Source organism: Hydrogenophaga sp. GW101-3F08 (genome assembly GCF_059424585.1).
On sequence record NZ_JBWKZP010000001.1, the window covers coordinates 535,470 to 547,742 of the forward strand.

Here is a 12,273-nt window from a genome sequence, read left to right on the forward strand (position 1 = left end):
TAGCGGACGACGGCCCCTTCACTCCAGCCCGTGGCGGCAAGCCCGTGTGCTGGGTCAGGATGCGACCCTTGGTCGGCGCCTTGCCGGTTGCGGTCGCACCCTTCGGCGCGGCCCATGGTCTTGACAACGGACCCGCAGCGATTCAAGGTGCTGCACGGGCCAAGTCGGGATCTGACTGTGAATTTTCGGTTGCAGGTACCGCGGCACTGAAGGGGCTGTCTGCCAGCGCTTGCGCGCATTCCTGCACCATCCAACGGCGGAAGCGGTGCAATGCCTCGCTGTTGCGGCGGGTGTTGGGCTCCACCAGAAAGTAGCCACGCGCCGTGCGCTGCGGGCTGTCCACTGCCGGCACCAGTTGCCCGCTTCGCACCAGTTCATCGACCAAAGGGGCCCAGCCCAGCGCCACGCCCTGCCCGGCCATGGCGGCCTGGATCACCAGCGGGTAGTTGTTGAGCGTGAGGTCGTGCCCAGTGCCTGCGCTGCGCAGGCCGTGGCTTGCAAACCAGCCGTCCCACTGCAGCCAGCGCTGGGGCTCGGCGCTCTCCAGGTGCAGCAGCGGCAGCGTGCGCATGTCGGCGGCCAGCCCGCTCAGGTGCTGCCGCGCAAAGAAGGCGGGGCTGCAAACCGGCACCACGATTTCGGGGATCAAGGGGGCCGCGCTGCAGCCGGGCCAATGCCCGTCGCCAAAGGCAATGGCCATGTCCACCGGCTCGCCGCGGATGTCAAATTGGTTCTGGCTGGTGACGATGCGCACATCCAGCTCCGGCACCAGCTCGCGCAGCGTGGCCAGGCGCGGCATCAGCCAGTAGGTGGCAAAGCCGAAGTCGGTGGCCACCGTCAACACCTGGCGCTCGCGCCGCGCCCGGATTTTGGCCGCCACCTCGCCGATGCAGCTCAGGCTCTCGCGCACCGCCGTGACCAGTTGCAGCCCTTCCGGGGTGAGCGAGACGCCACGGTGCTCCCGCTTGAACAAGGGCGCGCCCAGGTCGTCCTCCAGCAAGCTGATGCGCTGGCTGACCGCCGGCTGGCTGGTGCCCAGCTCCCGGGCGGCCGCCGTAAAGCTCAGGTGCCGCACCGCGGCTTCAAAGAACACCAGGCTTTGCAAAGGGGGGAGTCGGCGCATGTCTTTCATAAGCACTATTTATACCTGCATAAGAAATGACGGCCTTCACTACGTCAAACAGCCTGCATAAACTGAACTCATCGCATAAATGAACTTTATGTTGCTGTTGTGTCTACACCGGTAGTTTGAACGTGAGCCCACCCAATATCCTCATCCTCATGGCCGACCAGCTGACGCCCTCAGCACTGGCGGCATATGGCAACACGGTGTGCAAGACGCCCACCATCGACGCGCTGGCCGCTGCCGGTGTGGTGTTCGAGTCGGCGTACACCAACAGCCCTTTGTGTGCGCCTTCGCGCTACGTCTTTTTGTCCGGCAAGCTGCCGTCGGTCATCGGGGCATATGACAACGCGGCCGAGATGCCGTCCGAAGTGCTCACCTTTGCCCACCACCTGCGTCACGCGGGCTACCGCACCGTGCTCTCGGGCAAGATGCATTTTTGTGGTGCTGACCAGACCCACGGCTTTGAAGAGCGGCTGACCACCGACATCTACCCCGCCGACTTCGGCTGGACCCCCGACTGGGAGCACCCGGAAGTGCGCCCCAGCTGGTACCACAACATGGGCTCCGTGCTGGATGCGGGCCTGTGCGTGCGCACCAACCAGCTGGACTTCGATGACGAGGTGGCCTTCCTCGCGCAGCAAAAGCTGTTTGACATGGCACGTGACGAAGATCAGCGCCCATTCTGCATGGTGGTCTCCATGACCCACCCGCACGACCCCTACGCCATTCCCCGCGAATACTGGGACCGCTACCGGCATGAAGACATCGACATGCCTCGGGTGCGCGACGACATGGTTCCCCGCGACCCTCACACCCTGCGACTGCGCCATGTGAGCGACATGGACCGCACCCCGCTGAGCGACGACCAGGTGCGCAATGCCCGCCACGCCTACTACGGCGCGGTGTCGTATGTGGACGACCAGATGGGCCGCATCCTGAAAACGCTGGAGCAAGCCGGCCAAGCCGACAACACCATCGTCGTCGTGCTGTCCGACCATGGTGACATGCTGGGCGAACGCGGGCTTTGGTACAAGATGAACTACTTCGAGAATGCCTGCCGGATCCCGCTGATCGTGCATGCACCCCAGCGCTTCAAGGCAGCGCGGGTGACGGCGAATGTGTCTTCGATGGACCTGTTGCCGACGCTGATGGACCTGGCGTTCCATGGCGCCGCGCCCGCCCTGCCGGAGCCGCTGGACGGCCGCAGCCTCTGGCCACACCTCACGGGCACAGGCGGGCATGACGAGGTGATCGGCGAGTACCTGGGCGAAGGCGCCGTGGCCCCGCTGGTGATGCTGCGCCGCGGCAAGTTCAAGTTTGTGCACACCCCGGTGGACCCCGACCAACTGTACGACCTGGCGGCCGACCCGCTGGAGCTGTGCAACCTGGCGGCCGACCCTGCCCACGCGGCCACGGCGCAGGCCTTCCGCGGCGAGGTGGCGCAGCGCTGGGACATGCCTGCGCTCACGGCCCAGGTGATCGCCAGCCAAAAGCGCCGCCGCTTTCATTTCGCGGCCCAAAACCAGGGTGCGGCCCAGCCTTGGGACCACCAGCCATTCCAGCCCGCCAGCCAACGCTACATGCGCAACCACATCGACCTCGACACGCTGGAGGCCCGTGCCCGTTTTCCGATTGTCCGTTCCGCCCAAACCACTGTTTCATCTCACCTTTGAGGAGTTCACCATGGGAAGTCGTCGCCTCGTTGTTGCGTCCCTTGCTGGGTCACTGGGCATGCTCGCCGGCCACGCCCAGGCGGCCGAGCCAGCGTCCTGCCGTCAGGTCCGCATGGCCGACCCGGGCTGGACCGACATCACCGCCACCAACGCCTTTGCCGGCGTGGTGCTGAACGCCCTGGGTTATGAGCAGAAGGTGGCCTCGCTGAGCGTGCCCATCACCTACGTGGGGGTGAAAAAAGAGCAGATCGACGTGTTTCTGGGCAACTGGATGCCCGCACAAAAAGCGCTGGTGGAACCGTTGGTGAAAGAAGGCTCACTCGAAGTGGTGCGCGCCAACCTGCCCGGCGCCAAGTTCACGCTGGCCGTGCCCACCTATGTGGCGGACGCCGGGGTGAAAACCTTCGCCGACCTGGCCAGGTTCGCCGACAGGTTTGACAAGAAGATCTACGGCATCGAATCCGGTTCTCCCGCCAACCAGAACATCAAGAAAATGATCGACGCCAAGAGCTATGGCCTCGAAGGCTGGTCGCTGGTGGAGTCCAGCGAGCAAAGCATGCTGAGCCAGGTGGCACGCAAAGAAAAAGGCAAGGACTGGATCGTTTTCCTGGCGTGGGAACCCCACCAGATGAACACCAAGTTCCGCATCAGCTACCTGGATGGTGACAAGGACTACTTCGGCCCCAACTACGGTAGCGCCACTGTGAACACCGTGTCCCGCAAGGGCTACGCCACCCAGTGCCCCAACGTGGGCCGCCTGTTCGCACAAATGGAATTCAGCGTGGACCTGGAGAACAAGGCCATCACCGAGGTGCTGGACGCCAGAGTGGACGCCAAAGCCGCCGCCATCAAACAGCTCAAGGCCAACCCCAAGGTGTTGGACAGCTGGCTGGCAGGGGTCAAAACATACGGTGGCGACGATGGGCTGGTCGCGGTGAAGAAAGCGCTGGCACTGAACTAGCGTGGCGGTTGGGTGCCCAAACCTACCGTCCCTTGGCCTTCACCCCCGCACGCGGCGGCAAGCCCGTGTGCTGGGTGAGGATGCGCCCCTTGACCGGCGCCTTGCCACTGGAGCTTGACACCACCTTCCCCGTCCCGCCGCCCGTCTTGGCCCCCGCGTTGCCCGCGATGGCCCCACCCGGCGTCGAGTTCTTCTTCCGCGCGCTCTGGTACCCGCCGTCGGTCATGGGCTGGAAAGTCGGGATCAGGTGGTGTTTGCCGTTGCCGATGAGGTCGGCGCGGCCCATGGTCTTGAGCGCTTCGCGCAGCAGCGGCCAGTTGTTCGGGTCGTGGTAGCGCAGGAAGGCCTTGTGCAGGCGGCGGCGCTTGTCGCCGCGCACGATATCCACCTTTTCGGCCCGGTCGTCGCGGTGCACGCCTTTGAGCGGGTTCAGGCTGGTGTGGTACATCGCCGTGGCGGTGGCCATGGGGCTGGGGTAGAAGGTCTGCACCTGGTCGGCGCGGAAGCCGTTTTTCTTCAGCCAGATCGCGAGGTTCATCATGTCCTCGTCGCTGGTGCCCGGATGGGCCGCAATGAAATACGGGATGAGGAACTGCTTCTTGCCGGCCTCTTCGCTGTACTTCTCGAACATGGCCTTGAAGCGGTCGTAGCTGCCGATGCCGGGCTTCATCATCTTGGACAGCGGCCCCCCTTCGGTGTGCTCGGGCGCGATCTTGAGGTAGCCGCCCACGTGGTGCTGCACCAGTTCCTTCACATACTCGGGGCTTTTCACGGCCAGGTCGTAGCGCAGGCCGGAGCCAATCAGAATCTTCTTGATGCCCTTGAGCGCGCGCGCCCGGCGGTAGATCTTGATGAGCGGGTCGTGGTTGGTGTGCAGGTTCTGACAGATGCCGGGGTAGACGCAGCTGGGCTTGCGGCAAGCGGCTTCGATGGCCGGGCTTTTGCAGCCCAGGCGGTACATGTTGGCGGTGGGGCCGCCCAGGTCGGAGATGACGCCGGTGAAACCCTCCACTTTGTCGCGGATGTCTTCGACCTCTTTGATGATCGAGTCTTCCGAGCGGCTCTGGATGATGCGGCCTTCGTGCTCGGTGATGGAACAGAAGGTGCAGCCGCCGAAGCAGCCGCGCATGATGTTGATCGAGAAGCGGATCATTTCCCAGGCCGGGATCTTGGTCGCGCCGTCGTGTTTGCCGTGTTCGTCGGCGTAGGCCGGGTGCGGGCTGCGGGCGTACGGCAGATCGAAGGCATAGTCCATCTCGGCCGTGGTCAGCGGAATCGGCGGTGGGTTGATCCACACGTCGCGCGCGGTCGCGCCTTCGCCGTGCGCCTGTACCAGCGCGCGGGCGTTTCCGGGGTTGGTTTCCAGATGCAGCACGCGGTTGGCGTGGGCGTAGAGCACGGCGTCGCTCCTGACCTGCTCGTAGCTGGGCAGGCGGATGACGGTACGTTCGCGCGGCAGCTTGGCCACGCCGCCGGTGCCTTGGGGGCGGTGGATAGTGATGGGTTTGTAGGCTGAAGCGCCCTCACCCCGGCCCTCGCCCGCAGGCGGGAGAGGGGGTTGGGAGCCATCTTCCTTGGAACAGCTCTGGCCCTGGGCCTGCGCTTGTTCACTGGTGGTCAGGTAGGGGTTGATGTGGTCTTCCACATGGCCCGGCTGGTCCACCTCGCTGGAATCCAGCTCGATCCAGCCCTCGGCCGTCGGGTCGTGGGGGCGGCGGATGAAGGCGGTACCGCGCACGTCGGTGATGTGTTCGACGGGTTCGCGCGCGGCGATGCGGTGCGCCACCTCGACCAGCGCGCGCTCGGCGTTGCCATACAGCAGCAGGTCGCATTTGCTGTCCACCACGATGCTGCGGCGCACCTTGTCGCTCCAGTAGTCGTAGTGGGCGATGCGGCGCAGGCTGCCTTCGATGCCGCCGAGCACGATGGGCACGTCTTTGTAGGCCTCGCGGCAGCGCTGGCTGTAGACGATGGCGGCGCGGTCGGGGCGTTTGCCGCCCACGTCACCGGGGGTGTAGGCGTCGTCGCTGCGGATCTTCCGATCGGCCGTGTACCGGTTGATCATGGAATCCATGTTCCCCGCGGTCACGCCCCAGAACAGGTTGGGCTTGCCCAGCGCCTTGAAGGGCTCGGCGCTCTGCCAGTCGGGCTGGGCGATGATGCCGACGCGAAAGCCTTGCGCCTCCAGCACGCGCCCGATCACCGCCATGCCGAAGCTGGGGTGGTCCACGTAGGCGTCGCCCGTCACCAGAACGATGTCGCACGAGTCCCAACCCAGCTGCTCCATCTCGGCGCGGCTCATGGGCAGGAACGGCGCCACGCCGAACCGCTTGGCCCAGTAGGGGCGGTAGCTGGTCAGCGGCTTGGCGGCGCGCGCGAAAAAGGAGACGTCGACGGGGGCGTTCATAGGGGCAATCGGGGGATAACCCACAAGTGTAGGGGCTGGCCATCAACCTTGCTGATGGGCGGGGCGCAGATAACGCCGTGGCGAAAGACGCAAGGACCGCAAGAATTGTCCGTATCCCGTCTCCAGAATGGCCCGACCACCCCCAACCCGGAGCACCACCATGCAAATCATCCAGCAACCCCAGGCCCTTCACGTCGTCGGCATCGCCCTGCGCACCCACAACGGCGAAGCCTTCGAGACCATCCCGCCCCACTGGGCCGCCTTCGGCCAGGCGCCACTCGCCGAGCGGTTGCCCCACCGTCTGTCGGACGACGTGTACGCGGTCTATACGAATTTCGAAAACGCCGGCACCGACAACAGCGGCCGCTACACGCTGGTCATCGGCCACGCCGTGCCCGGCCACACGCCCGAGCTGCCGCCCGAGGGGCTGACCCATGTGGTCGCGCCGGCCTCAACACGCGCGGTGTTCCCGGTGGAAAGGGGCCGTATCGACCTGGTGGGCGCCGCGTGGGAAGCCATCTGGCAGCGCACCGACCTGAAAAAGACCACTCTGGCAGACTACGAGCGCTACCAGCCGGACGGCAGCATTCACATTCACATCGGCCTCGCGCCAACCCCCGGGACGCCATGACCAACCCCCAGCCGCAATGGACCGACTATCGGGCGCAGCTCACCCGGGTTACCGCCCACATCCACGACCGGCTGGCCGACCCGCTGGACCTCAACGAGCTGGCCTTGGTCGCGGACCTGTCCCCCTGCCACTGGCACCGCATCTACCATGCGCTGATCGGTGAAACGGTGGCGGCCACGGTGCGGCGCGTGCGGCTGCACCGGGCATCGGGTTACCTGGCGCAGACCACGCTGACCGTGACCGAGATCGCACGGCGCTGCGGTTACCCGAATCCGCAATCGTTCACCCGCGCGTTCCGCCAGACCTTCGGCCAGAGCCCGCAGAGCTGGCGCGAAACGCGGACCGACGCACTGCCCTGGCACAGCACCGCTGCTCAAGCCGCCAGCGGCTGGCCGGTCGAGATCAGGCGGGTACCAGCCGTCGAGTTGGCCGGCATGACCCACCGGGGCAGCTACATGCGGGTCGGCAAGGCCTTCGAGACCGCGCAGATCCACCTCGCGGCGCAGGGCCTGATACGGCCCGACACGCGCTGGCTGGCGCAGTACCTGGACGACCCGTTCGCCTACCCGGAGGCCCAGCTCAACTCGCGCGCCGGGCTGTCGATTGCCTCCGGCACCGAGATCGCGCCGCCGCTGCAGCGCTTCACCGTGGGCGGAACGCCCTGCGCCGTGCTGCGCTACCAAGGCCCCTACCCCAACATGCGCGACGCCTACCACTGGCTCTACGGCACCTGGCTGGTGGCCACCGGCCACGCGCTGGCCGACCAACCGGTGTTCGAGGAATACCTCAACAGCCCGCGCGACACAGCGCCGGCCGATCTGCTGACCGACATCTTCCTGCCGTTGGCGGCTTCCACGGCCGTTGGGCCTGGCTGAGTCCATGCAGTTTTTCTTTCAACCGCATCACAGGTCTTTCAGCGCGGCATCGATGTGCGCCTGAAACACCGCCGGGTCGGCCAGCGCCTGGGCGTTCAGCAGCGCGAGCTTGACCAGGAACAGCTCGGACTTCTCCGCGCCAGCCGCGTCAATGGCGGTGGCCAGCGCGTCGTAGACCTGCTCCAGGCCGGGGGTGCTCAATGTGTTCGGGCCCATGTTCAGACCTCCTTGTTCAGACCGGCGGCGTTGATGAGGGCGGCGCGCAGGCGCATCGCATCCAGACCCATCCAGCGGGCGCACACGTGCTGGTCGGGCCGCAGCAGGTAGGCCGCGCCGCTGGCCAGCACGCCGTAGCGCACGCGCAGGTGGCCGTCGGTGTCGGCCAGGGTTTCATCGGCGCCCGTGACCGGCTGGGCGCTGCCCACGGCGATCACGCGCAATGGCAGACCTTTGGCGCGGAGTTCGTTCACCACCTCGGTCAGCGCATCGGGCACGGCGGCGTCTTCGGTGAAGTACAGCAGCGCAAAGCAGTGGTCCAGGTGGTCCAGCAGGTGGTCGTCGGCACCGAGGCGCACGTTCTGCGGCGGCGCGCCGTGGCCCGGCCCGGCCTGGAACAGCGCGTTGTCGTCGCCCGCGCTGTTGGCGGGTGAATCGCGGTACTCGTGGGGCCGCGAGGTGCGCCAGTGGTAGAGCGGGCCCACGAAGGGTTCGCTGAGCGAGAGCGAGAGCACGGCGTCGCGCAGCAGGCGGAAGCCGCGCGTGGGCGGCGTCATGAAGCGCGTGCTTTTGCCGGCCTCGTCGATGATCTCGCGCGCCGCGCCCACACGCTCGCTGCTGTAGCCCGCCAGCAGCGGTGCGGCGGCCAGCCCTTTGACCACGAAGGCCAGCCGCCAGGCCAGCGCCTGCGCGTCCTGGAAACCGGTGTTGGCACCGCGCACGCCGAAGATGGGCAGCAGGTGCGCCGCGTCGCCGGTGAACAGCACGCGGCCGTGCACGTAATCCGGCAACGTGAGCGCGCGCGCCGAATACACCGAGCACCAGTCCATGGCCCAGGGCACGCCAGCGTGGCCGATCAAGGCCAGTTGGGCGTCGATGCGGGCCTTGAGCGACTCGGGTTTCAGGGCCGCTTCGGCGTCTTCGCCGGGCGGCAGCTGGTAGTCCACGCGCCAGATGCCGTGCGGCTCACGGTGCATGAGGATGGTGTTGCCCGGGTTCCAGTCGGGGTCGAAAAACGCCAGGCGCTCGGTGGGCAGCGGCAGGTCGATGCGGATGTCGGCGATGACGAAGCGGCCTTCGTAGGACGCGCCTTCGAGCTTCAGGTCCAGCATCGAGCGGATGCCGGAGCGCGCGCCATCGGCGGCCACCAGCCAGTCGGTCTGCAGCGTGTACGGGCCCTCGGGCGTGTCCACATCCAGCGTGGCGCCCTGCCCGTCCTGCGTCACGGCGTTCACGCGGTTGCCCCAGCGCAACTCGATCAGCGGGTTGGCCCGCACGGCATCGACCAGGTATTCCTCCAGATACGGCTGCTGCAGGTTGATCATGGGGAAAAAGCGGTCGTCCGGATCGTGTGGCGCTTCCATGCGGAACACGCGCTGACCGCGGTAGACCGAGTTGCCGAAACGCCAGGGCAGGCCGTTCTGGGTGACGCGGTGCGCCACGCCCACCTGCTGCAGGATCTCCATGGAGCGGCGCGTGAACACGATGGCGCGGCTGCCTTCAGAGACCTGGCGCTCCGATTCGAGCAGCACACACTTCACGCCGTGGCGGGCCAGCTCCAGCGCGGCCACCAGCCCGATCGGCCCGGCGCCGGCGATCACCACGGCGTGGCGCTGCGGCCCGGGGTGCATCGAGGGCAACCAGGCGTCGAACACCTGGTACCGGTAGTAGATGGAGCGCCGGGGTTCGGCGTGCGGCTGGTGCATGGCTTTGTCTCCTGGGGATCGGCGCAGTGTAGGCACGACACGCCGCCACCATGTCCCCATATGGGAACACCCCCCCGCACACCCGCCAAAGGCTTCGATCAGGCGCCGCTGTCGAGCAGCAGCGCCAGCAGTTCGCGCTGCCCGGCCACGCCGAGCTTGCGGTACACGCGCTTCTGGTAGGTCCGGGCGCTGGCCAGCGTCAGACCCAGGCGCGCGGCCAGGGCCTCGGTGGACAGCCCATCCATCAGCGCGGCCACCACGTCGTCGTCGCGCTGCGTGAGCGCCGGAAAACGCCGCACCAGCCGCGCCAGCAGCAGGCCCGACACGTCCTGATGCACCGCCTGCCCGGTGTGGTGCAGGCGCACGGCGTGCACGATCAGCGGCGCAAACGCCTCCACCACGGCAATGGCCGCATCGTCGAACGGGCCGTGCTCGGTGCCGCGGTACAGGTTCACCGAAAGCCAGCGCCGGCCCTCGTAAAGCGCCAGCACCGCCAGCCGCTCGGCCACCTGCGGCAGCTCGTAGCAGATGCGCCGGTATTCGGGGTGGGCGATGTCTTCGCCGCGCTGGCGGTGCAGCACGATGCGCGGTTCTGCCATGCCGGCCTTCTGCGCCGCGGCCAGTTCGGCGCGCATCACGGCGGCGCTGCCGTCGAGCTGGTGGAAGCGACTCACATAGGCCTCGGCGATGTTCGGCAGCTCCTGCGTGCGCGAGCGGTCGCCCACCGCCACGATGGCCGGGCGCCGCCCTGCGTCGAACGCAAAGATGGTGCACTGCGCCAGCGGCAGCTGCGCCCCCACCAGGCGCAACAGGTCCTCGGCCACGGCGTGGCGCTCCGCCTGCCCCAGGCGCGCCAGCAGCGCGCTCACCTGCGCCAGCGGCAAGGCAATGGACGACGCCGGGCGGCTGCCCAGCACCCAGTGATCGGTCATGGTGCGGGCACTGTAGCGCAGGCGCCGTCACCCAGGCGTCTGCCCCGCCCCGGGCGGCGGACTAGCATCGCCCCTCCATTCCAGGAGACACCCCATGCCCGACTTCAGCACCCTCAGCATCGCCCCCGATGAACAGCACCCGCGCGTGGCGCGCCTGCGCCTGAACCGGCCCGAGCGCTACAACGCCGTCAACGACGAGATGCCGCGCGAGATCCGCGCCGCGGTGGACTGGGCCAATGCCGAGCCGGAGGTCCACGTCATCGTGGTCGAAGGCGCGGGCAAGGGCTTCTGCGGCGGCTACGACCTGGCCGACACCGCGCAGCAGCACATCGAACACCCCTGCCAGCAGGAGAGCACGCCCTGGGACCCGATGGTTGACTACGCCCGCATGAAGCGCAACACCGAAGACTTCATGAGCCTGTGGCGCAGCCCCAAGCCAACCATCGCCAAGGTGCACGGCGCGGCGGTGGCCGGTGGCAGCGACATCGCGCTGTGCTGCGATCTGCTGGTGATGGCGGAGGACGCGCGCATCGGCTACATGCCCACGCGCGTCTGGGGCTGCCCCACCACCGCCATGTGGACCTACCGCCTCGGCCCCACGCGCGCCAAGCAGATGATGTTCACCGGCGACGTGATCGACGGCCGCACCGCCGCCGCCTGGGGCCTGGCCAACGAAGCGGTGCCGTTGGAGCAGCTCGACGCCGCCGCCATGCAACTGGCCACCCGCATCGCGGGCGTGCCGCGCGGCCACCTCGCCATGCACAAGATGGTGGTCAACCAGGTGATGCTGACCATGGGGCTGGAGCAGTCGCAGCAGATGGCCACGGTCTTCGACGGCATCACGCGCCACAACCCCGAGGGCCTGTGGTTCCGCCGCCATGCGCAGGAACAGGGCTTCAAGGCCGCGGTGGAATGGCGCGACAGCGGCCGTCCGATCCCCGAAGGCGACGAAGCGCGCGCGCTGATCCAGGCCATGGAAGCGCGCCGCCAGCCCTGAGCCGTTACAAGAAAGAATGCAAGACCCGCAACCAGACGTACGGTTCATCCCGTTACCACTCTTACGGTCGCAGCGGGAATGTAAGCCGCATGGCCCTTAGCATGAACGCTTCACTTTTTGAAGGAGCTGGCATGGCATTGCATTTTGGAAAACGCGAAAACGAACTCCCCAAACCCCTGACCCAGGGCCAGACCCCGCAGCGCTATGGCGCGGTCGGCAACAGCGTTTCAAACCAGCCGCAAACCCCGGCCCAGCCCCAGACTCCCGCCGCGCCGGCCCCGGTGGCCAGCAGCGCATCGATGGCGTCGAGCACCGTGGTGCCCGAAGGCGGCAGCAAGCTGACCGTGGGCCCGAACATCAAGCTCAAGGGCGTTGAAATCACCGACTGCGACACCCTGGTGGTGGAGGGTCTGGTGGAGGCCACGATGGACTCGCGCGTGATCCAGATCGCCGAACAAGGCGCCTTCAAGGGCTCGGCCGAGATCGACATCGCCGAGATCCGCGGCGTGTTCGATGGCAACCTCACGGTGCGCCAGAAGCTGGTGATCTACGCCACCGGCAAAGTCACCGGCAAGATCCGCTACGGCAAGGTCGTGATCGAAGAAGGCGGCCAGCTCTCGGGTGACATCGAATGCTCGGTGGCCTCGGCCGCCAAGGCAGCGGGTGGCACCAGCGGCGCCAGCAACACGACCACCACCAGCCCCTCCGCCAGCAAGCCCGCTTCCATGCAGCTCGCGGCCTGAGCGAAG

Annotated in this window: 11 protein-coding genes; 6 read left to right on the plus strand and 5 right to left on the minus strand. The window is 67.1% G+C overall.

Annotation, left to right across the window (positions count from 1 at the left end; all coding sequences use genetic code 11):
* Positions 1-142: 142 nt before the first annotated feature.
* Positions 143-1,132, minus strand: coding sequence for a choline sulfate utilization transcriptional regulator (locus AC07YZ_RS02765; protein ID WP_494793616.1), 990 nt, complete (start codon positions 1,130-1,132; stop codon positions 143-145).
* 122 nt (positions 1,133-1,254) lie between these two features.
* Here AC07YZ_RS02765 and betC point away from each other — a divergent pair, with 122 nt between their 5' ends.
* A complete protein-coding gene (gene betC, locus AC07YZ_RS02770) occupies positions 1,255-2,799 on the plus strand; it encodes a choline-sulfatase (protein WP_494793617.1) in 1,545 nt (514 codons plus the stop codon).
* 10 nt (positions 2,800-2,809) lie between these two features.
* A complete protein-coding gene (choX, locus tag AC07YZ_RS02775; RefSeq protein ID WP_494793618.1) occupies positions 2,810-3,760 on the plus strand; it encodes a choline ABC transporter substrate-binding protein in 951 nt (316 codons plus the stop codon).
* A 22-nt stretch (positions 3,761-3,782) separates the two neighbouring features.
* Here choX and AC07YZ_RS02780 read toward each other — a convergent pair whose 3' ends face one another.
* Positions 3,783-6,167: a YgiQ family radical SAM protein gene (locus tag AC07YZ_RS02780; RefSeq protein WP_494793619.1), complete on the minus strand. Its 2,385-nt coding sequence runs from the start codon at positions 6,165-6,167 to the stop codon at positions 3,783-3,785.
* A gap of 160 nt (positions 6,168-6,327) precedes the next feature.
* Between AC07YZ_RS02780 and AC07YZ_RS02785 the strand changes: the two genes are divergently transcribed.
* Both AC07YZ_RS02785 and AC07YZ_RS02790 read left to right on the plus strand, forming a co-directional pair.
* Complete coding sequence (locus AC07YZ_RS02785) at positions 6,328-6,798, plus strand: GyrI-like domain-containing protein (protein WP_494793620.1); 471 nt, start codon at positions 6,328-6,330, stop codon at positions 6,796-6,798.
* Positions 6,795-7,673: an AraC family transcriptional regulator gene (locus tag AC07YZ_RS02790; RefSeq protein ID WP_494793621.1), complete on the plus strand. Its 879-nt coding sequence runs from the start codon at positions 6,795-6,797 to the stop codon at positions 7,671-7,673. Before AC07YZ_RS02785 ends, AC07YZ_RS02790 begins: the two co-directional genes overlap by 4 nt.
* A 27-nt stretch (positions 7,674-7,700) precedes the next feature.
* Here the strand turns inward: AC07YZ_RS02790 and AC07YZ_RS02795 are convergent, their stop codons facing one another.
* The 3 genes from AC07YZ_RS02795 to AC07YZ_RS02805 all read right to left on the minus strand — a co-directional run bounded on the left by AC07YZ_RS02795 (position 7,701) and on the right by AC07YZ_RS02805 (position 10,527).
* The gene (locus AC07YZ_RS02795) at positions 7,701-7,889 is read right to left on the minus strand and encodes a DUF2783 domain-containing protein (RefSeq protein ID WP_494793622.1); all 189 of its coding nucleotides are present in this window, start codon (positions 7,887-7,889) and stop codon (positions 7,701-7,703) included.
* Between the two features lie 2 nt (positions 7,890-7,891).
* Positions 7,892-9,595, minus strand: coding sequence for an FAD-dependent monooxygenase (locus AC07YZ_RS02800; RefSeq protein WP_494793623.1), 1,704 nt, complete (start codon positions 9,593-9,595; stop codon positions 7,892-7,894).
* Positions 9,596-9,693: 98 nt separating this feature from the next.
* On the minus strand, positions 9,694-10,527 hold the full coding sequence (locus AC07YZ_RS02805) for a helix-turn-helix transcriptional regulator (RefSeq protein ID WP_494793624.1): 834 nt from the start codon (positions 10,525-10,527) through the stop codon (positions 9,694-9,696).
* A gap of 94 nt (positions 10,528-10,621) precedes the next feature.
* On the opposite strand from AC07YZ_RS02805, the gene AC07YZ_RS02810 reads away from it, so the two are divergent.
* Both AC07YZ_RS02810 and AC07YZ_RS02815 read left to right on the plus strand, forming a co-directional pair.
* Positions 10,622-11,524: a crotonase/enoyl-CoA hydratase family protein gene (locus AC07YZ_RS02810; RefSeq protein WP_226492830.1), complete on the plus strand. Its 903-nt coding sequence runs from the start codon at positions 10,622-10,624 to the stop codon at positions 11,522-11,524.
* A 131-nt stretch (positions 11,525-11,655) separates the two neighbouring features.
* A complete protein-coding gene (locus AC07YZ_RS02815; protein ID WP_226492829.1) occupies positions 11,656-12,267 on the plus strand; it encodes a bactofilin family protein in 612 nt (203 codons plus the stop codon).
* Positions 12,268-12,273: the final 6 nt, after the last annotated feature.

Excerpts from the sequence above, each read along its gene's own strand:
- AC07YZ_RS02785 (WP_494793620.1), top strand. The coding sequence starts at position 6,328 with ATGCAAATCATCCAGCAACCCCAGGCCCTTCACGTCGTCGGCATCGCC.
- AC07YZ_RS02795 (WP_494793622.1), bottom strand. The coding sequence starts at position 7,889 with ATGGGCCCGAACACATTGAGCACCCCCGGCCTGGAGCAGGTCTACGAC.
- AC07YZ_RS02815 (WP_226492829.1), top strand. The coding sequence starts at position 11,656 with ATGGCATTGCATTTTGGAAAACGCGAAAACGAACTCCCCAAACCCCTG.
- choX (WP_494793618.1), top strand. The coding sequence starts at position 2,810 with ATGGGAAGTCGTCGCCTCGTTGTTGCGTCCCTTGCTGGGTCACTGGGC.
- AC07YZ_RS02780 (WP_494793619.1), bottom strand. The coding sequence starts at position 6,167 with ATGAACGCCCCCGTCGACGTCTCCTTTTTCGCGCGCGCCGCCAAGCCG.
- AC07YZ_RS02765 (WP_494793616.1), bottom strand. The coding sequence starts at position 1,132 with ATGAAAGACATGCGCCGACTCCCCCCTTTGCAAAGCCTGGTGTTCTTT.
- AC07YZ_RS02790 (WP_494793621.1), top strand. The coding sequence starts at position 6,795 with ATGACCAACCCCCAGCCGCAATGGACCGACTATCGGGCGCAGCTCACC.
- AC07YZ_RS02800 (WP_494793623.1), bottom strand. The coding sequence starts at position 9,595 with ATGCACCAGCCGCACGCCGAACCCCGGCGCTCCATCTACTACCGGTAC.
- AC07YZ_RS02810 (WP_226492830.1), top strand. The coding sequence starts at position 10,622 with ATGCCCGACTTCAGCACCCTCAGCATCGCCCCCGATGAACAGCACCCG.
- AC07YZ_RS02805 (WP_494793624.1), bottom strand. The coding sequence starts at position 10,527 with ATGACCGATCACTGGGTGCTGGGCAGCCGCCCGGCGTCGTCCATTGCC.